Raw genomic sequence first — 19,325 nt, 5'->3', positions numbered from 1 at the left:
GCGGGGGCGACGCCGTGGGCCTGGGCGGCTCCGGGCGCCCGACCCTCGTCGAGCCCTCGCAGCCCGTCGGACCCCGCCCCGGGCACGACGTCCGCCCCGGACCTGGCCTCCGCCCCGGACACGGCCTCGGCCCCGGGCACGACGTCCGTTCCGGACACGGCCGTCGCCCCGGACACGGCGTCCACCCCGGCGCCGGCCTCGGGTTCGAACCCGGACCCGGACCCGGACCCGGCGACGTGCTCCTCGTCCGTCGCGGCCCCGACGCCGCTTCCCGCCTCGGCCTCCGCGGCTCGCCGCGCCCGCGCCAGGGCCCTGCGGCCCCGCCGCCCCCCGCCGCCGCCCCGGGAGCCGCCCTCCACCAGCGCCCCGAGTCCGCGCACGGCGCAGAGCGCGGGATCCTCGGCGACGGACACCGGCATGCCCGTGTTCTCGCGGATCGTGGCGTCGAGCCCCGGCAGCATGGCGGCGCCGCCCGTCAGCATGACGCCGCGGTCGGCGAGGTCGGCGACGAGGTCGGGCGGGCAGCGGTGCAGCACCGCGCGGATCGAGTCCAGCAGCGCGATCAGCGGAGGCAGGATGGCCTTGCGGAGGGTCGCCGGGTCGACCCGCACCGTGCGGGCCAGCCCGGTCGCGACGTCGCGGCCGTGGACCTCGGCCGGCCGGGAGAGGGGCCCGGCCAGCGCCGCGTGGAGAGGGCGGACGGCCTGACTCGGCATGAGCAGCTCGTGGTGGTTGCGCAGGTGCTGTACGAGGGCGCGGTCGATGGTCTCGCCGCCCATCGGCACCTTCTCCGCCGCCACGATCGCGCCGAGTGAGAGCACCGCGACCTGCGTCGTCGCGGCGCCGCACTGCACGATCATCGTCGCCTCCGGCTGCTCCACGGGCAGGCCGCAGCCGATCGCGGCCGTGACGAGGCTGTCGACCAGCTCCACCTTCCGCGCGCCGAGCCCCATCAGTGTCTCCAGCGCGGCGCGGCGGGCCAGCGGGTCGGCGTCGTGGGGGACGCAGGCGGCGGCGCGCAGGAGGGGGCGGCGGCGCCAGGCGCGGCGCAGCTTGGTGCCGACCATCGCGCGCAGCATCCGCTGGGCCATGTCGATGTCGACGACGGTGCCGCCGTTGATGGGGCGGACCACCCGGATGTTGGCGGGGGTCCGCCCCGCCATGCGTTCCGCGGGGGCGCCGACGGCGATCAGCGCGCCGTTGCGGGTGTTGACGGCCACGACTGACGGCTCGTCAACGACGAGGCCGGTGTTGCGGAGGTAGACGCGGGTGCGGGCCGCGCCGAGGTCGGCGGCGAGTGTGCAGCGGCGAAGATGATCAAAACTGAGGGTCATACCCGTCATGCTCGGCGCCCGCCACCCGGAGCGCGCGGTGGAGACCGCCGCCCGGGTGACGGTTCGTAGTCAGCCGGCTACGGGGGCGGGTTCCGGGTGCTCGGGGTGCTCCGGATCGCCGTCGACGCCGCCCTTCACCAGCCGGGCGACGACGTCGCCGCGCCCCTCGCCGGCACCGTTCCCGTCCACACGGCCCCCGTCGCCCCGGCCAGCCGCGTCGTCGTCGAACTGCGTGCGGTACAGCTCCGCGTACCGGCCGCCCGCCGCGAGCAACTCCTCGTGCCCACCCCGCTCCACGATCCGCCCGCCCTCGACGACGAGGATCTGGCTCGCCGCCCGGATCGTCGACAGGCGGTGGGCGATGACGACGGCGGTGCGCCCCGCCAGCGCCTCGGCGAGCGCCTCCTGCACGGCCGCCTCGGAGCTCGCGTCGAGGTGCGCCGTCGCCTCGTCGAGGATCACCACCCGGGGCTGCGCCAGCAGCAGCCGGGCGATCGTCAGCCGCTGCCGCTCGCCACCCGAGAGGCGGTAGCCGCGCTCCCCGACGACCGTGTCCAGGCCGTCGGGCAGCGCGCCCACCAGCTCCGCCAGCCGCGCCCGCGTCAGCGCGTCCCACAGCTCCTCGTCCGCCGCGCCGGGGCGCGCCAGCCGGAGGTTGGCGCGGATGGTGTCGTGGAAGAGGTGACCGTCCTGGGTGACCATGCCGACGGTCCTCCGCAACGAGGCGGCCGTCAGGTCCCGCACGTCCACCCCGCCGACCCGCACCGCGCCCGCGTCCGCGTCGTAGAGGCGGGGCACCAGCTGGGCGATCGTCGACTTCCCGGCGCCCGAGGAGCCGACCAGCGCCACCAGCTCGCCGGGCGCGGCGTGGAACGTCACGCCGTGCAGCACCTGCTCACCGCCGCGCGTGTCGAGGGTGGCGACCTCCTCGAGGGAGGCGAGCGACACCCGGTCCGCCGACGGGTAGGCGAAGTCCACGCCGTCGAACTCGACCGCCACGGGCCCCTCGGGCACGGCGCGCGCGGTCGGCCGCTCCTGGATGAGCGGCGTGAGGTCGAGGATCTCGAAGACCCGCTGGAAGCTGACGAGCGCCGTCATCACCTCCACGCGGGCGCTCGCCAACGCGGTGAGCGGCGCGTACAGGCGGGTCAGCAGCATCGCGAGGGAGACGACCGCGCCGGAGTCGAGGGTGCCGCGCAGCGCGTGGTAGCCACCCAGGCCGTAGACGAGGGCGAGCGCGAGGGCGGAGACCAGGGTGAGGGCGGTGACGAAGACCATCTGGGTCATCGCCGTGCGGATGCCGATGTCCCGCACCCGGGCGGCGCGCTCCGCGAACTCCGCCGACTCCTCCTCCGGGCGCCCGTAGAGCTTCACGAGGGTGGCGCCGGGGGCGGAGAACCGCTCCGTCATCTGCGTGGACATCACCGAGTTGTGGTTCGCGGCCTCGCGGGAGAGGCGGGCCAGGCGGCGGCCCATCCGCCGGGCGGGCACCACGAAGACCGGCAGCAGGAGCAGCGCCAGCGCCGTGACCTGCCAGCTGATGCTGACCATGACGCCGAGCGTGAGCACGAGCATCACGGCGTTGCCCAGCACCCCGGAGAGGGTGTCGCTGAACGCCCGCTGCGCGCCGATCACGTCCGAGTTCAGACGGCTGACGAGCGCGCCCGTGCGGGTGCGCGTGAAGAACGCGACGGGCATGCGCTGCACGTGGTCGAAGACGGCGGTGCGCAGGTCCAGGATCAGGCCCTCGCCGATGCGGGCGGAGAGCCAGCGCGCCAACAGGCCGATCGCCGCCTCCGCGACGGCGATGCCGGCGATGAGGACGGCGAGCGTGACGACGGTCCGCTGGGAGTCGCCGTCCACGATCGCGTTCACCACCCGCCCCGCCAGCACGGGGGTGGCGACGGCCAGCAGCGCGGTGACGACGCTCAGCACGAGGAAGAGGACCAACGCGGGCCGGTGCGGCAGCGCGAACCGCCCGATGCGGCGGAGGGTCTCACGGGAGAACGGCCGCTCGTCGTCCCGGGCGTGGTGGGCGTTGTAGATCTGGTTCCAGGCCGTCATCTCCATGCTCATGACGGGCGAGCGTAGGACCTCAAGCTGACTTGAGGTCAAGGCGGGGTGCCAACGAAGGCCCGCATCCCTCGCGCCGCCCGACCGACAACCCGGCCGTTGACGCACGAGGCGACTGCGCGGCGCCGGTGCTGCGCGTGCCGCGCTGTCCGCGTCGTAGGCGCCCAGCATGCCGGCCAGGCTGCGCGCGCAATCACCGCGCCGGCCGTGCCCGCCGCGCCGGGCGTGCTGCCCGTGAGCCGTGCTGCCCGAGCCGGCCGTGCCACGCATTTCGGCCGCGCCGGGCATGTCCACCACGCCGGGCGCGCCTCGCCTGCCGGTCGCACTGGCCGTGCCGCGCGTGTCGGCGTGTCGCCCGCGGAAACACCGCGCAGCGGTGCCCGCCACACCGGGCGCTCTTCGCACCGGCCGTGCTCACCCCGCTGACCGTGCCGCGCGCGCAAACCGGCGCCGCACCCGCCGTGCCCACCGGGCCCCAGGCGCGCCTACCGTGCCTACGGCGCCGCGCGCCCACCCCGCCGCCCGGGCACAGGCGCCCACCGTGTCCCCCGTGTCGGTTGCCCTGCGCGCGAACACGGTGCCGCGCGGGCCGGTCGCACCGGCCGTGCTCACCTGACCCCGGGCGCGCCTACCGTGCTGGCCGGTCGAACTGGCCAATGTTCACCGTGCCGGCCTTGCCTGCCCGCCGCCCGTGCACAGGCACGCCCTGCCGGCCGCGCTGCGCGCGCGAACACCGTGCCAGCCGTGTCCACCACACCAGGTGTGGCCACCGTGCCAGCCGTGCCGGTCGTACCGGCCATACGGCCTGTGTTGGCCGCGCCTACCACGCCCTACCGCGCCGGCCTCACGGCGCGTACCGGCCGTGCCCCGGTCCGGTCGACCCGCGCCGCGCGCGGAAGCACCGCGTCAGCGGTGCCGGCCGCACCGGGCGTGCCGCCCGCGTCTCCCGCGCCGCGCACGCAAACGCTGCGCCGCCCGTGCCGCACACGCAATCACCGCGCCGCGCGCTGAAGCACCGCGTCAGCGGTGCCCGCCGCACCGGCCGTGCCGCTCGCACCGCCCGCGCCGCGCGCGGAAACACCGCGCCGCCCGCGCCGCGCGTACACGGCGCGGCCGCGCCCGCCGCACCGGCCGTGCCGCCCGCGCCTACCGTGCCTGGAGCACCACCCACACGGGCCCGGTGTCGAAGCGCAGCGGCTCGCCGTCCGGCGTGGTGAACTCCGTGCCGTCGTCCTGGGAGGGCCGCGACCACTCCGCGTCGTACGCCCTGCCGTCCCGCAGCACCGTCGCCGACCCCGAGCCCACCGTCTCCGCGTACGGCGACGCGCTGCCCAGCACGTCGTGGAGGGAGGAGTCGCGGACCGGCACCTGCTGGACGATCACGGTGGCCGGCTCGGCCTCGGCGGGATCGCCGTCGAGGGAGACGTTCCAGTGCTCGTCGTCGCCGTTCCAGGTGAAGCCGAAGTGCGCCGCCGGGTAGGACACCTCGAACTGCCGCGTCCGCTCGCCGCCGCTGTCGGGCGCCTCGCCGAAGCGGAAGCCGATGTCGGACGCGTCGCTCGCGTCCGGCGCCGCCTCGACGAGGGTCGCCGGGTCGGCGTAGAGGTTGTACGGCGCGTCGCGCTCGTCGTTGCGCTCGTAGCCCTCGGGGACGGTGGCCGGCGGCACGAGGTGGAGTTCGCCGCCCCGGGCGGCCTCCTCGTAGACCGGCGTCAGCCTGCTGTTGATGCCCGAGTAGGCGAAGGCCGGGTCGTCGAACTGCTCCAGCAGCTCCAGGTCGGACTCCCGGCCGCTGCGGACCGGGCCGATCTCGTCGGGGTCGTCGGGCAGTTCGCTGGAGTAGACGGCGAGGAAGCGGCTCATGCCGCCCTCGACCGGCTCCACGTACACGATGTCGGCCTCGTCGAGGCCGGTCTGCGGGCGGGCGGCCGGCGCGTTGTCGATCTTGACGGCGAGGACGGGCTCGTCCCCGGGGTCGGTCTCCTCGCCGGTGAACGGCGACAGCTCGCCGCCCCGCGCGTCGCTGCCGTCGCCGCCGTCCGTTCCGCCGTCGTATCCTCCGCCGTCGTCGTCCGTGCAGCCGGCGAGCCCGGCCAGGCCCGTCACCCCCACCATCGCCACCACCCCCAGCGCCGCCCTCGTCCGGGAGCGCTTCCCCGTCACCGACCGCGTCGCGGCCGGCGCCCCCGCCTGCGCGTACGTCGCTCTGTCACGTCGTATATGCGTCATGTCCCCATCACCCCTCGTACTCCCAGTGCACCACGCCGGGGCCTCGGGTGCGAGAGCGAGAAAGAACCTCGAAGAAGGGGGCTCGGCGATGTCGAGAACGCCGTTGCGGCTCCGACGTTCCCCGTGAAAGGCCCCACGGTGGGAACACGGTGGGAACACGGTGGGAACACGGACACCGGCGTCGAGAAGCCTCGACGGTGCCCGCCACGGGTGCCCGACACGGAGACAGAACAGACACAGGACACAGGGAGAGTGGAGCGATGAAGTACATCCTCATGCTGACCGGCACCCAGGCCGACTACGACGCCATGAACGGCAAGGGCTCCCCGAGCGCCCCGGCCTACAGCGAGAGCGACCTGAAGGCCATGTTCGACCACATGAGCGCCCTCAACGACGACCTCTCCGAGCGCGGCGAGCTCGTCGACGGCCAGGGCCTCGCCGAGCCGAAGCAGGCCAGGTACGTGACGGCGTCGGCCGACGGCACGCCCGTCGTGTCGGACGGACCGTTCGGCGAGACCAGGGAGGTGCTGGCCGGCTACTGGATCGTGGACGTCGAGACCCCCGAGCGGGCCTACGAGATCGCCGCCCGCGCCTACCAGTGCCCGGTGCCCGAGGGCACCCCCACCGTCCCGCCCGTCATCGTGCGGCGCGTCGACGAGGCCGAGCAGGCCGGTGAGCTCTGAGCCCACGGGCGCCACGGAACGCGTCGAGGACCTGCTGCGCCACCACACACCGCAGGTCCTCGGCGCGCTCGTGCGGCGCCACGGCCACTTCGACCTCGCCGAGGAGGCCGTCCAGGAGGCGCTGCTCGCCGCCGCCCAGCAGTGGCCGGCCAGCGGCACACCCGCCAACCCGCGCGGCTGGCTGATCCGGGTCGCGTCCCGGCGGCTGACCGACGCGCTCCGCTCGGACGAGGCACGCCGTGGCCGCGAGGCGAGAGCCGTGGCGCTCCAGCCGCCGGGCCCGGCGCGGGCCCCGTCCCGGGACGACACCCTCACCCTGCTCTTCCTGTGCTGCCACCCCCGGCTGACCCCGGCCTCCCGGATCGCGCTGACGCTGCGCGCCGTCGGCGGCCTCACCACGGCGGAGATCGCGCGGGCCATGCTGGTGCCGGAGGCGACGATGGCGCTGGGGGTGCCCCCTCCGGGGGAGCGTCAGCCGCGCGAAGCGCGCCATCCTCGCGGCGGGCGGGCGCTTCACGCAGCCCACGGCGCCGCCAGAGCGCCGGGAGCGGCTCGCCGACGTCCTCCAGGTGCTGTACCTGATCTTCACCGAGGGCCACACCGCCTCGGGCGGCACCGCGCTGCAACGCTCGGAGCTCGCCACCGAGGCGATCCGGCTCGCCCGCGTGGTCAGGGAGCTGCTGCCGAACGACGGCGAGGTCGCGGGGCTGCTGGCGCTGATGCTGCTCACCCACGCCCGCCGCGCCGCCCGCACCGACGCGGCGGGGAACCTCGTGCCGCTCGCCGAGCAGGACCGCACGCTGTGGGACGGGGAGCAGATCGCCGAGGGCGTGGCCCTGGTGGAGTGGGCCCTGACGCGGGCGACGCCCGACACCGTCGGCCCGTACCAGCTCCAGGCGGCGATCGCCGCCGTCCACGACGAGGCGGAGCGGGCCGAGGACACCGACTGGCCGCAGATCCTGGCCCTCTACGACGTGCTGCGTGAGGTCCAGCCGGGCAGCCCCGTGGTCGCGTTGAACCGGGCGGTGGCCGTCGCCATGGTCGACGGGCCGCGCGCGGGGCTCGCGCTGCTGCGGGAGCTCGACGCCGACCCGCGCCTGGCCGAGCACCACCGGCTGCACGCCGTGCGCGCGCACCTGCTGGAGCGGGCGGACGAGCCGCTGGCCGCCAGGGAGGCGTATCACCTGGCGGCCGGTCTCACGTCGAGCGTCCCCGAGCGGCGCCACCTCCAGCTGCGCGCGGCGCGGCTGCGCGAACGCGCCCCGGGGGAACGGGACCAGCGGACCGAACGGGACCAGCGGACTGAACGGTCCTAGCGGTCCTAGCGGACGACGTTGGCCTGGACCTCCGTCACCGGGACGCTCGTCTCCTCCCACGCGCTCTCGAAGGAGTCGGGCAGCCCCTGGGGCTCGACGACCTGTCCGTTCCTCTCGAAGTGGACGTCGTAGACCAGACGGGCACGGGCCGGGTACCCGTCGCGGGAGGCCCGCTCGTAGGTGTGGGTGCACTCGTCCGACTCACTGACGACGAACGCGCAGGTCATCGTCCCGCTGCCGTCGCCGGGTTCGACCTCCAGGCTGTCGGGCTCGGCGACCGCGATCACGCCGCCGGCCGAGGAGCCCGTGATCGAGCCACCGGGCGCGCCGTCGGCCCACCACCACGTGTCGACGTGGATCACGGACTCGCCCGGCGGGCTGAAGGCCAGGTCGAAGGCGGGGGCGTTGAGCTCGCCGTAGGCGATCCAGGCGAGTTCCTCCAGGGAGGGCTGCTGCGGGGTGTACCAGGTCCAGTCGGAGTAGACCGTGTTGCCCTCGCGGTCGTAGCAGACCTTGAAGATGTAGACCGCGTCCGGGTTGGGGGGCTCCCCCGGCCAGGTGTCGGGGGTCGGGTAGACGGCCGAGGGGATGTTCGCCCAGCAGGCGTTCTCGCCCTCGCACCAGGAGTTCGTGGCGCTGCCGACCGTGCTCATGTCGCAGGACGGCTCGCCCGAGCCGTCGCCGCCCTCGCCGTCGCCGGGGTTCTCGTCGGAGTCGCTGTCACCGCAGATGTAGATCAGGCCGCCGCCGCCCGGCTTCTCGACGTAGCAGCTGGGGTCGGAGGGGTCGGCGTGCGCCTGCCCGGCGCCGGCCACCGCTATCAGGCCGATCGTCAGGGCGGCCACCGCCGCCAGGCGCCCGGCGACGCGGAGAAGGCGCGTCGCGAGGGGCGTGCGGGGCGCGAGGGTCACGAGCATGAGATCGTCGCCTCCTCCCGGGGACGCGTCCCGTTGATCAGCCAGCCCTCGTCGGACCGTTCGACGGTGACGATGTGGGCGTGGGGCACGAGCAGGTCCTCGGGCACGACGTCGGGGACGACCTCGCCCTGGTGGACGACGTTCCAGCCGTCCTCGTTCTTGCAGGCCTCGATCGTCGCGGTGTCGCCGTCGACGGCGACCGTGACGGTGTCGATGGTCGGCTCGCCCTCGCGGCGCAGCCCGTTGTCCTTGAAGGTCTGGACGCGGATGACCTCCTCCTCCGCGACGGCGACCGTCGTGATGCCGTCGAAGAGGGTGGCGTCGAGCTCCTCGCCGTTCTCCAGGGCGACCATGGCGTCCCAGTAGTCGGTGTAGAGCTGTTCCAGCGCGGCGGTGTCGGCCGTCGTCTCGCCGTCGCCCTCGGCGTCCGTGGTCGCGTCGGGCTCGGCGGACTCGGTCTGGGCGCCGTCGATGCCGCCGCTCCCGCCCCCGTCCCCGCCCTCGTCGTCGGAGGAGCAGCCCGCGACGGTCCCCGTCAGTGCCAACAGCGCCAGACCGGCCACGGCTCCTGCCCTGATCCGTCGCATTCCAGTCAACGCGATGCTCTTCACGCGCGACACAGTAGCGCGCGCGGAGGAAGCCGGGGGAGGGCGTGAGAGGCGTCCGTGCCAGGGTCGTGACATAGCCCGGCGCGCCGGCGGCTACGGCGTCACAGGACGAACTCGGCGCCGTCCGACGGCACGGCGGCGCCGGACACCTCCACCTCGGCGGCCTGTTTCGAACCCGGGTCGATGGCCGGATTGGTGTTGTTGAGGTGCGTGTACAGCCAGCGGGTCCTGCCGTCGCCGCCCGCGTCGGCGTCGGCGTCGCCGGCCCGACGGACGCGCTCCAGCGTGCCGTCGGGGCCGGTCATCGGGAGGTGGGCCTGGCCGGCGGCGCCCGGCAGCTCCGCGGCGGAGTGGAAGGTGCCGTCCAGCAGCACGAGGTCCGCGCCCGCGACGAACGCGTCGAAGCCGTCGGGCCAGTCGGCCAGGGAGGGCGCGTAGACCAGCACCCCACCGGTCACCGGATCCTCGATCCGGTACGCGACCGTCCACACGCCCGCCGCCACGTCCTCCAGCACGTCCGTCGCGTACCGGGGGCGCCTGGCGCCGACGGGCAGGGCCGTGACACGCAGCCCGCCGACGGCGAAGGGGTGGGCCAGCGGGATCGGCGTCCAGCGCCAGCCGGCGCCGTAGTGGGAGGTGATCCGCCGGACGGGGAACGCCTCGCACAGCGCGGCCAGCACCGAGCGCGGCGCCCACACGGGCATGCCCTCGCCCTCGCGCAGCATCAACAGGCCCATGCTGTGGTCGAGTTCGGCGTCGGTGAGGAAGGCGCCGCGCAGCGGGGTGGCGCGGGTGCCGGCGGGGGGCGCCAGCTCGGGGGTCGCGAGGATCTGGGCGCGGATGTCGGGCGAGGCGTTCAGCAGGTACCAGCCCGGATCGCCGTCGCCGTCGCCGTCCGCGCCTCTGGCGTCCTCGCCGTCGGCGGCGCGCCCGGGGCTGACGGCGACGCAGTCCTGCGTGCGGGGCGGCAGCCCCGGCGCGTCGCACAGGCGGCAGCCGCAGTTCCACTGGGGGAATCCGCCCCCGGCGGCCGTCCCGAGCAGACGGACCCTCATCGCGCCCTCACCTCGCCTGTTCCCGTGTCCGGAGCGTCGCCGTGCCCGTTGACACCGTGCCCGTCGCGGCGTGTTCGCCGCCTCGGCGAGGGATGGTGTCCACCAGCGCGGTGGGGCGACAGGGAGCATACGGGGTCGGTCGCCGCCGCGTCACCGGCGAGCCGGGACGCCTGGCGGCGACCGCCGAGGTCGGTGGCGCGCCGCCCGCGGCCCCGCCTCCGGCGTGCTCACCCGTACCGCGCGAGGAACGCGTGGATCGCGGTCCGGCTGGCCTGTGTCGGGATCCCGCCCCAGTTCCGGTCGAAGTCGTGGTCGGCGTAGGGGAAGTACCGCGCCTGGTGCGGCACGCCGTTGGCGTCGAGGACTCCGGCGAGGGCGCGGGCCTGCTCGGGCGGGACCAGGTGGTCGCTCTCCCCGGCCAGCATCAGCGTCGGCGGCGCCTCGGGCGTGACGTGGCTGACGGGGGAGGCCGCGGCGTAGCGCTCGGGGTGCGAGGCGGGGGTGCCGCCGGTCAGCGCGGCCAGGGTGTCGCGCGCGGTGGCGTGGTCCCCGCCGTCGAACTGGGTCAGGTCCGCCCGCCCGAAGAGCTCCACGACGGAGCGCACCCGCGGCAGCGGCAGCGGGCAGCTGGGACGGAAGCGGGGGTCGGGCTCGGCCGCGGTGCTGGTGTAGCCGACCATCATCGCGAGGTGGGCGCCGGCCGAGCGGCCCATGACGGTGATCCGCTCGGGATCCACGCCGAAGCGGTCGGCGTGGGCCGCGACCCACGCGACGGCGCACGCGGCGTCGCGCACGGTGCTCCGCCACGCGGTGCCCTCGGGCACCTGGCCGACGAGCCGGTAGTCGGCGTCGAAGACGTGGTACCCCTGCTCGGTGAGCCAGCGGTTCCAGTCGGGCGTGGAGCCGCGGTGGCCCGAGCGCCACGCGCCGCCGTGCAGCAGCACCACCGCCGGGCGGCGGTCGGGGCCGTCGGCGGTGGCCCGCGCCTGCCAGACGTCGAGCCGGAGCGCGTGTCCGTCGACCTCGGCGTAGGTGACGCCGCGGTTCGGCCGCGGCTCACCGGAGTTGGGCGTCACGGAGTGGAGCAGGTACTCGCCGAACGAGACGGGCGCGTCCATCTCGCTGGCCGCACGCAGCTGCGCGGCGGTGGGCACCAGCGCCGTCACCCCCGCGAGCAGCCCCGCGAGCGAGGCGGTGACGGCCACGACGGCGCGCCCGCCGTCCGTCTGCGACCGCAGCGCGAGGACCAGCACGACGCTGGCGGCGAGACTGAGGAGGAGCAGGTGGAGCGGGAAGGCCCGCAGCGTTCTGGCGGGCCCTCCGGGCGCGTCCTCCAGGAACATCAGGTACGCCGCGAGCACCCCGGTGGCCAACAGGGCGACCGCGAGCGCGACGAGCACGACCGTTCTCATGTATCGAGCATGCACCTCCGGGTAAGCGCTCTCGGACGGCGTGCCGTCGCCGGGAGGAGGGTCACCCGTGTCCCGGAGGCCCGTCGGCGGGTGCCGGTGCCGGCGTCCGTGCACGTGAGCGCCGGCAGTGAGCCGAGAACTACGGAAAAACTCATGTCGCGTGGCGGGAACCTGTCGGCCGCGACAACCGTCGAAAGGGGGTGATTCACCTCGTGAGAGGGAGCCGACCGCCAGTGACGGCGGGGCAACGTTACGTCGTGCACGTGCATCGGCCCGTGCATATGCACTTGAACGAGGCTATGATCGGCCTTGGTTGAGTCCCATGACCATGCATGGGACCGGTGTTGCACCACTCGCACGACCGGGAGACCCAAGTGCCCGACGCGTACAACGGCATGGCCGCACACGAAATCCGGGGCGTGAAGTGGTTGAAGAGCAGCCACAGCAACTCACAGGGAACCTGCGCCGAGTTCGCCAAGCTGCCCACGGGCGAGGTGGCGATACGTAACTCACGCTTTCCCAACGGGCCCGCCCTGATCTACACCCCCGCCGAGGTGGAAGCGCTGCTGCGGGGCGTGAAGGACGGGGAGTTCGACCACCTCATCGCCTGAATCAACCCCCACGACTCGCTACCCCCACCAGCTCATCGCCTCACCGCTCACCGCACGGAGCCCCCACCCCCACCCCGCCTCACGGCGGGTTCGCACGGAACGGAGCGTCTCATCCGGCGCTCCGCGCGTGGCTCGCGGGGCTGTTCGTCGGTCCGTCCGCACGCCGGGTCCGTTCGGCGATCCCGCGTGCGGTCGGCCCACGGCGGGAACGTGCCGGCCTCGCGCGGGGTGACCACCGTCCGGAGGTCGTTTTGTCGACGGTCGGTCGCGTCGGCATGGCCGGGCGCTTGGCAGCGATCGGCCGTGGTGGGCGGTGATCGGCGTGTTCCGCAGTGGTACGAAAGTGGTTCGTAGCGGTTCGCCGTGGTGTGGGTGGTTGACCGGTCAGCTGATCTTGAAGACCGCCCAGACGACCTTGCCGCGCCCCTCGCCGGCCAGCGGGCGCCAGCCCCAGCCGTCGCTGAAGCACTCCACCAGGTGCAGCCCGCGCCCCGACTCCGCCGCCGGGTCCGCCACCTCGCTCACCGTGCCGATTCTCGGCGCGGCGTCGCTCTCGTCCCGCACGGCACATATCAACCGCCGTGCGTAACGCATCAACTCCAACTCCACCGGTGTCGGCGCCCCGCCGTCCATCGCCCCCGGGTCGTGCTCCTGGCGCCGCCGTCGCATGCCGTGGCGCAGAGCGTTGGTGACCAGTTCCGAGACGACGAGACCGACCGAGTCGAACTGCTCGGAGAGTCTCCAGCCGAGCAGCGTGGTGCGCGCGAAGTCGCGCGCGCGGCGCACCGAGTCCGGCTGCCCTGGCAGCCCGAGGCTCGCGGTGGAGGAGGGAGTTCGCGTGTCCACGGGCGGGAACAGATGCCCTAACTCATCGAGCATGGGCGTTCCTTTGATCCCCATGTCGCGGCACTCCTGGCGTTCGCGGCGGTACTGAAGGTCGTGGAGTTGTCCCGGGGGAACGCGACCGTGATCAACGAGGAGCCCCCGTACCCCGGCGCCACCGGGGGTGACCGGCGGCAGAGTCGTACTGACGCACCGGTTCCGGCGCGCAGGGCTCATGGTTCCCAACGCTTCGCGCAAATGCAAGAGCAGCTGCACGTGCACGAAAAAATTTGATCCATTGTAATCAGGCGGGCACCCATCGGAGCTTGGACATGGCAGACTTCGCACCGTCAGGAGTGGAGGCCTGTGAGCGTATGAGCACTCATCGGACAGCGGAGCAGATGGCAGGCACGGTCAGACCGGGAGACATCACGAGCCTGGAGAGCGGCGCGGGTGCGAACAGCGGCTCGATGGTTCGGCGCATCCTGTTGGGTTCGCAGTTGCGCCGACTGCGCGAGGCGTGCGGCGTCTCGCGCGAGGACGCCGGGTACGCGATCCGTGCCTCCGAGTCGAAGATCAGCCGGATGGAGTTGGGCCGTGTCAGCGTCAAGCAGCGGGACGTCGCCGACCTGCTGACGCTCTACGGCGTGACCGGCGAGGCGGAGCGGGCCCCGTTGCTGGGCCTGGCCAAGTCCTCGATGCAGGCCGGCTGGTGGCACAGCTACAACGACGTCCTGCCGGGCTGGTTCCAGACCTACGTGGGTCTGGAGGCGGCGACGGAGCGCATCAGCACGTACGAGGTGCAGTTCGTCCACGGGCTGCTCCAGACCGAGGCCTACGCGCACGCGGTCATCGTGAGCGGGCACCGCGGCCGCCCGCCGCGTGCCGAGATCGACCGGCGCATCGCGCTGCGGCTCGAACGCCAGAAGCTGCTCTTCTCGGAGTACGCGCCGCGGCTGCACTGCATCCTCGACGAGGGCGCGCTGCGCCGCCCGTACGGCGGCCGTGCCGTGATGGCGGAGCAACTCAAGGCGCTGGCGGAGTTCTCGGAGTTCTCGCGCATCACCCTTCAGATCGCGCCGTTCGCGCACGGCGGGCACGTGGCGGAGTCCGGAGCGTTCACGCTGCTGCGCTTCGCCGAGGACGAGCTCTCCGACCTGGTGTACCTGGAGCAGCTGACCGGCGCTCTCTATCTCGACAAGCGCGACGACGTCTCGGCGTACCAGGGCGTCATGGACGGCCTGGCGGGCGCCGCCCTCAGCCCGGAAGCCACCCGCGACCTGCTGCAGGAGATCCGCACCTCGCTCTAGCGGTTCCGACCCGCACCAGCCCAGCGTTCACCCCCAGGGGCCGGGGGCGCCGGGCTCCGTTCGTCCTGCCGCTCGGCCGCCGCCTCAGGGTCGAGGAGGCGCGCTAGCGGAAGGGGTTGTCCATCCCCTCCGGCAGGACGTCCACCGATCGCTGGCCCTCGCCGGCCATCACGTAGGCCCCGTCCTCCAGCCGCTCGATCAGGCCCCGTGTCCACGCCGCGCTGCTCTCCGCGTGGTGGATCCACAGCCGCATGATCTCGCCGATGTGACCCCAGTCCGCGGGCGTCGTCTGCGGCATCCAGTGCTGGTGCACCTCCTCGCTCCACCCCTCCAGCGCCGCGACCCGCTCGCGCAGCAGCGCGACCGCCTCCTCGCGCGGGAGGTCGACGATGAAGCCGACGCCGGCGGTGAGCACGTCGATCCGCTGGTCGTGGGCGCGCAACGCCTCCCGCAGCAGCTCCAGATAGCTCGCCTCGCCGGCCTCGGTCAGCTCGTACTCCGTGCGCGGCGGTCCGCCGGCGGGGCTCGGGGCGGTCTCATGGGCGTGCAGCAGGCCCTGCTTGGCCATCTGCTTGAGGGCGTGGTAGATCGAGCCCGGCTTGGCGCCCGCCCACTCGTTCGCGCCCCAGAACTCCAGGTCGTTGCGGACCTGGTAGCCGTGGGCCCGGCCGTGCTGGCGCACCGCGCCGAGCACGAGCAGCCGCATCACCGACATCCTCGCCAACCCTTCGTCCCGTGGTGCCTCGGGGACAGCCTCTCACCAACCGGCCGGCCGCTCTTGCTAATCAAGTTTGACTAATGCCCTCCGTCGGCGCTACCCTCCCCGGTACTCATCAAATTTGACTAGTGCGCCCGGCAGGGTGCCCGAAGGGCGGTGACGGGGGATGGCCGACGCGATCCTGGCCGAGTCCCTGAGCAAGACCTACGGCCGCGAGCGAGGCGGCCGGCCCTCAGAGCGGGCCAGGCCGGCGCTCGACGGCCTCGACCTCGTCGTGCCGCGCGGCAGCGTCCACGGGCTGCTCGGCCCCAACGGCGCCGGCAAGACCACCGCCGTCCGCATCCTCACCACCCTGCTCCGCCCAAGCTCGGGCCGGGCCGAGGTCGCGGGGCTCGACGTGGTGCGCCGGGCCGACCAGGTGCGGTACCGCATCGGCCTCCTCGGCAGCACGCAGCGCTCGACGAGCGGCTCAGCGGGCGGGAGAACCTCGACCTGTTCGGCCGGCTCTACCACCTCGGCGCCGCCGGCGCCGCCCGCCGCGCGGCCGAACTGCTGGAGACGTTCGGCCTCACCGACGCCGCCGAGCGACCCGTCACGACCTACAGCGGCGGCATGCGGCGCCGCCTCGACCTCGCCTCCAGCCTCGTCACCCGCCCCGAGGTCCTCTTCCTCGACGAGCCCACCACGGGCCTGGACCCGCGCGCCCGCACCGAGGTGTGGGACGCGGTCCGCGCGCTCACCGGCGCGGGCACGAGCGTGCTGCTCACCACCCAGTACCTGGAGGAGGCCGACCAGCTCGCCGACCGCATCAGCGTCGTCGACGCGGGCCGGGTCGTCGCCGAGGGCACCCCCGGGGAGCTGAAGAGCCTCGTCGGAGCCGACCGCGTCGACGTCGTCGTCCACGACCCGGCGCGGCTGCCGGAGGCCGCCGCCGTCCTGGCCCGCGCCACCGGCGCCCAGGTGGCGCCCACGAGCACCGAGGGCGTCGCCGCCCTCGTCACCGACCCCGACCGCCGGCTGGTCAGCGCCCCCGTCACCGACCGGATGGCCGCGCTCGCCGCCACCGTCCAGGGGCTCGCCGCGGCCGGCATCGACGCCGAGGACGTCGCGCTGCGCCGCCCCACCCTCGACGAGGTCTTCCTCCACCTCACGAAGGAGCCCACGCCATGACCGCCCCGTCCACGGCCCTGCCCGCCCACCCCCCACGCGCCCGGCGGGCGGTGACCGACGCCCTCACCATGACCCGCCGCGGCCTGCTCCACACCCGGCGCGCGCCGGGCGTGCTCGCGGTGGGCCTCGTCTTCCCCGTGATGATGCTCGTGGTCTTCGTCTACTTCCTCGGCGGCGGCATGGCCGTCGACGGCGGCGGCGACTACCGCGACTTCCTCGTGCCCGGCCTGCTCACCCTCACGATGGTCTTCGGCCTGGAGGCCACGATGGTGGAGATCACCAGCGACCTCAACAAGGGCATCCTCGACCGCTTCCGCGCCATGCCCATCGCCCCCTCCGCCGTCCTCGTCGGCCGCAGCCTGCTCGACATGGCGCACTCCGCCGTCTCGCTGTGCGTCATGGTGGGCGCGGGCCTGGCCATCGGCTGGCGCTGGCACGGCACCCCCGTCGAGGCGTTGGCGGCCGTCGGCCTGCTGCTCTGGCTGCGGCTGGCGATGCTCTGGGCCGGCATCTGGCTCGGCCTGGTGGCCGGGCGGGCGGAGATGGTCCAGGCCGTGCAGATCCTCGTCTGGCCCGTCGCGTTCCTCTCCAACGCCTTCACCTCGCCCGACACCATGCCGGGCTGGCTCGGCGCGGTCGCCGAGTGGAACCCGATCTCCGCCACCGCCGCCGCCGTCCGCGAGCTGTTCGGCAACCCGGGCTGGTCCGCGGGCGGCTCCCCGGCCGCCGACCACCCCGTGGTCCTCGCGCTCGCCTGGCCGGTGGCGCTCCTCGCGCTCTGCGTCCCCCTCGCCCTGCGCCGTTACGCGGCCCTCCGCCGGTGACCGGCGCGGCCGGGAGGGGACGGTGGGGCGACGGGAGGGGTGCCGGGGCGACGGATGCCCGCGACGACGAGGGGACACGGGGTGAGTACGCTCGTTGACATGGCCGACGCACCGTACAAGCTGATCCTCCTCCGCCACGGCGAGAGCGAGTGGAACGCGAAGAACCTGTTCACCGGCTGGGTGGACGTCAACCTCACCGAGAAGGGCGAGAAGGAGGCCGTCCGGGGCGGCGAACTGCTGAGGGACGCCGGGCTGCTCCCCGACGTGCTCCACACCTCCCTCCTCAAGCGCGCCATCCGCACCGCCAACCTCGCGCTCGACGCCGCCGACCGGTCCTGGATCCCCGTGCGCCGCTCCTGGCGGCTGAACGAGCGGCACTACGGCGCGCTCCAGGGCAAGGACAAGGCCGCCACCCTCGCCGAGTTCGGCGAGGAGCAGTTCATGCTGTGGCGCCGCTCCTACGACACCCCGCCGCCGGAGCTCGCCGACGGCGCCGAGTGGTCCCAGAGCGACGACCCGCGCTACGCCCACATCCCGAGCGAGCTGCGCCCCCGCACCGAGTGCCTGAAGGACGTGCTGGAGCGCTTCCTGTCGTACTGGTACGACGGCGTCGTCCCCGACCTCGCCGCCGGCCGCACGGTCCTGGTCACCGCCCACGGCAACAGCCTGCGCGCCCTGGTCAAGCACCTCGACGGCGTGTCCGACGCCGACATCGTCGGCCTGAACATCCCCACCGGCATCCCGCTCCTCTACGAGCTCGACGCCGACTACCGCCCCCTGACCCCCGGCGGCACCTACCTCGACCCCGAGGCCGCCAGCGCCGCCATCGAGGCGGTCAGGAACCAGGGCAAGAAGTAACGGCGCGTGACGCCTCCCCGGCAGCCCGTACACTCCAGGTCATGACGGGCGTCGGAGGCTGGGAGGACCGCTGGCTGCTGCCCGGGGAACTGCTCGGCCCCGGGCGGCGGCCCGTGGCGCGCAGCGGCCGCGACTGGGCGGTCGACGTCCTCCTCTTCGCCTGGGCCGTCGGCGTCTGGGTCGTGATGGTCGCCACCGCGGGCCAGCGGGACTACTACGTCCCGGACTGGATGGCCGTGATCGACGCCCCGTTCGGGGCGCTCGCCTGCGTGGCGCTGTGGTGGCGCCGCCGGTTCCCGCTGCTCCTCGCGTGGGCCATCGTGCCGGTGGCCGGCTTCTCGTACACGATCTTCGGCGCGCTGACCGTCATCCTCCTCAACCTCGGCCTGCGCGTCCCCATCCGCCGGGCCCTGCCCGTCCTCTGCCTGAACATCGTGGTCGCCCTGCCCTACATGGTGATCTACACCGTCCCCAACGAGGGCGGCTGGATCACGGCGGGCTTCGTCTTCGCGTACTACCTGTTCTTCTTCGCCTGGGGCACCGGCATGCGCGTGCGCCGCCAGCTCGTGGCGCGGCTGCGCGAGGACGCCGAGCGCGAGCGCGCCGAGCACGCCAGGCGGCTGGCCGACGCCCGCCGCGCCGAGCGGGAGGCCATCGCCCGCGAGATGCACGACGTGCTCGCCCACCGGATCTCGCTGCTGTCGGTCCACGCGGGCGCCCTCGCCTACCGCACGGCCCCCGTCGCCGAGCGCCGCGGCAAGGCCCTCACGGGCAGCGAGGTCAGCGACAGCGCGCAGCTCATCCGCGACACCGCGCACCAGGCGCTGGAGGAGCTGCGGCAGGTGCTGACCGTGCTGCGCGGCGCCGAGGACGCCCAGGGCGCGGCGCTGCCGCGGATCGCGGACGTGAGAGGGCTGGTCGCGGAGGCGGAGGAGGCCGGGCAGCGCGTCGTCCTCACCGAGGCGTACGACGTCGAGGCGGCCGGCTCCCTGCGCGGCCAGGTGCAGCGCACGGCGTACCGCGTCGTGCAGGAGGGCCTGACCAACGCGCGCAAGCACGCGCCGGAGGCAGAGGTGGCGATCACGCTGGAGGGCGGCCCCGAGACGGGGCTGGTCGTCCGGGTGCGCAACGCGCTGCCCGCGGGCGCCGCAGCGGCGGACATCCCCGGCGCGGGCGCCGGGCTCGCGGGCCTGGAGGAGCGCGCCGTCCTCGACGGCGGCACCCTCCGCCACGGCGCATCCGGGGGCACGTTCGAGCTCCTCGCCCGCCTCCCCTGGGGCGGCTAGGCCCTGTCGGCAGTCGCGGGCGCTCCGACACGGGCGCCTCCGTCACAGGCGCGCCACCGCCGGGGGCCGACGGACGACGGGACCCCTCCCGCGCGGTCG

At 74.2% G+C, this 19,325-nt stretch carries 14 protein-coding genes and 3 pseudogenes; 8 read left to right on the top strand and 9 right to left on the bottom strand.

The window, feature by feature from the left end:
- Nucleotides 1–350 precede the first annotated feature (350 nt).
- The 3 genes and pseudogenes from ACTWP5_RS04975 to ACTWP5_RS04965 all read right to left on the bottom strand — a co-directional run.
- Nucleotides 351–1,334: pseudogene (locus tag ACTWP5_RS04975) on the bottom strand (rod shape-determining protein); the annotation flags it as partial.
- Between the two features lie 69 nt (nt 1,335–1,403).
- Nucleotides 1,404–3,410, bottom strand: coding sequence for an ABC transporter ATP-binding protein (locus tag ACTWP5_RS04970; RefSeq protein ID WP_443219482.1), 2,007 nt, complete (start codon nt 3,408–3,410; stop codon nt 1,404–1,406).
- A gap of 1,143 nt (nt 3,411–4,553) precedes the next feature.
- Nucleotides 4,554–5,636: a DUF3048 domain-containing protein gene (locus ACTWP5_RS04965; protein ID WP_443219481.1), complete on the bottom strand. Its 1,083-nt coding sequence runs from the start codon at nt 5,634–5,636 to the stop codon at nt 4,554–4,556.
- Between the two features lie 260 nt (nt 5,637–5,896).
- Here ACTWP5_RS04965 and ACTWP5_RS04960 point away from each other — a divergent pair, with 260 nt between their 5' ends.
- A complete protein-coding gene (locus ACTWP5_RS04960) occupies nt 5,897–6,319 on the top strand; it encodes a YciI family protein (protein WP_443219480.1) in 423 nt (140 codons plus the stop codon).
- Nucleotides 6,309–7,635 (top strand): annotated as a pseudogene (locus ACTWP5_RS04955) (RNA polymerase sigma factor). Before ACTWP5_RS04960 ends, ACTWP5_RS04955 begins: the two are co-directional and overlap by 11 nt.
- A gap of 5 nt (nt 7,636–7,640) precedes the next feature.
- Here the strand turns inward: ACTWP5_RS04955 and ACTWP5_RS04950 are convergent.
- The 4 genes from ACTWP5_RS04950 to ACTWP5_RS04935 all read right to left on the bottom strand — a co-directional run bounded on the left by ACTWP5_RS04950 (nt 7,641) and on the right by ACTWP5_RS04935 (nt 11,627).
- The gene (locus ACTWP5_RS04950) at nt 7,641–8,552 is read right to left on the bottom strand and encodes a hypothetical protein (protein ID WP_443219479.1); all 912 of its coding nucleotides are present in this window, start codon (nt 8,550–8,552) and stop codon (nt 7,641–7,643) included.
- Nucleotides 8,543–9,163, bottom strand: coding sequence for a hypothetical protein (locus ACTWP5_RS04945; RefSeq protein ID WP_443219478.1), 621 nt, complete (start codon nt 9,161–9,163; stop codon nt 8,543–8,545). The genes ACTWP5_RS04950 and ACTWP5_RS04945 overlap by 10 nt, the downstream gene beginning before the upstream one ends.
- 98 nt (nt 9,164–9,261) lie before the next feature.
- Nucleotides 9,262–10,215: a pyrroloquinoline quinone biosynthesis protein PqqB gene (gene pqqB, locus ACTWP5_RS04940; protein ID WP_443219477.1), complete on the bottom strand. Its 954-nt coding sequence runs from the start codon at nt 10,213–10,215 to the stop codon at nt 9,262–9,264.
- 227 nt (nt 10,216–10,442) lie between these two features.
- The gene (locus ACTWP5_RS04935; protein ID WP_443219476.1) at nt 10,443–11,627 is read right to left on the bottom strand and encodes an alpha/beta hydrolase fold domain-containing protein; all 1,185 of its coding nucleotides are present in this window, start codon (nt 11,625–11,627) and stop codon (nt 10,443–10,445) included.
- Nucleotides 11,628–11,959: 332 nt separating this feature from the next.
- Between ACTWP5_RS04935 and ACTWP5_RS04930 the strand changes: the two genes are divergently transcribed.
- Entirely contained in the window at nt 11,960–12,238 is a 279-nt protein-coding gene (locus tag ACTWP5_RS04930) for a DUF397 domain-containing protein (RefSeq protein WP_443219475.1), read from the top strand.
- A gap of 384 nt (nt 12,239–12,622) precedes the next feature.
- On the opposite strand, the gene ACTWP5_RS04925 is transcribed toward ACTWP5_RS04930, so the two are convergent.
- Complete coding sequence (locus tag ACTWP5_RS04925) at nt 12,623–13,117, bottom strand: ATP-binding protein (protein WP_443219474.1); 495 nt, start codon at nt 13,115–13,117, stop codon at nt 12,623–12,625.
- A gap of 344 nt (nt 13,118–13,461) precedes the next feature.
- On the opposite strand from ACTWP5_RS04925, the gene ACTWP5_RS04920 reads away from it, so the two are divergent.
- The gene (locus ACTWP5_RS04920; protein ID WP_443219473.1) at nt 13,462–14,370 is read left to right on the top strand and encodes a helix-turn-helix domain-containing protein; all 909 of its coding nucleotides are present in this window, start codon (nt 13,462–13,464) and stop codon (nt 14,368–14,370) included.
- Nucleotides 14,371–14,473: 103 nt separating this feature from the next.
- Here ACTWP5_RS04920 and ACTWP5_RS04915 read toward each other — a convergent pair whose 3' ends face one another.
- Nucleotides 14,474–15,085, bottom strand: a complete 612-nt coding sequence (locus ACTWP5_RS04915) for a PadR family transcriptional regulator (RefSeq protein WP_443219472.1) — start codon at nt 15,083–15,085, stop codon at nt 14,474–14,476.
- Nucleotides 15,086–15,254: 169 nt separating this feature from the next.
- Between ACTWP5_RS04915 and ACTWP5_RS04910 the strand changes: the two are divergent.
- The 4 genes and pseudogenes from ACTWP5_RS04910 (at nt 15,255) to ACTWP5_RS04895 (ending at nt 19,226) form a co-directional block, all read left to right on the top strand.
- Nucleotides 15,255–16,258: pseudogene (locus ACTWP5_RS04910) on the top strand (ATP-binding cassette domain-containing protein).
- The gene (locus ACTWP5_RS04905) at nt 16,255–17,082 is read left to right on the top strand and encodes an ABC transporter permease (protein ID WP_443219471.1); all 828 of its coding nucleotides are present in this window, start codon (nt 16,255–16,257) and stop codon (nt 17,080–17,082) included. The pseudogene ACTWP5_RS04910 and the gene ACTWP5_RS04905 overlap by 4 nt, the downstream one beginning before the upstream one ends.
- Nucleotides 17,083–17,181: 99 nt before the next feature.
- Nucleotides 17,182–17,940: a phosphoglyceromutase gene (locus ACTWP5_RS04900; protein ID WP_443219470.1), complete on the top strand. Its 759-nt coding sequence runs from the start codon at nt 17,182–17,184 to the stop codon at nt 17,938–17,940.
- Between the two features lie 41 nt (nt 17,941–17,981).
- Entirely contained in the window at nt 17,982–19,226 is a 1,245-nt protein-coding gene (locus ACTWP5_RS04895; RefSeq protein WP_443219469.1) for a sensor histidine kinase, read from the top strand.
- Nucleotides 19,227–19,325: the final 99 nt, after the last annotated feature.

This window comes from Streptomyces sp. 4N509B (assembly GCF_052245655.1).
Lineage (GTDB): Bacteria > Actinomycetota > Actinomycetes > Streptomycetales > Streptomycetaceae > Streptomyces.
This window is presented reverse-complemented; position numbering and strand designations above follow the sequence as displayed.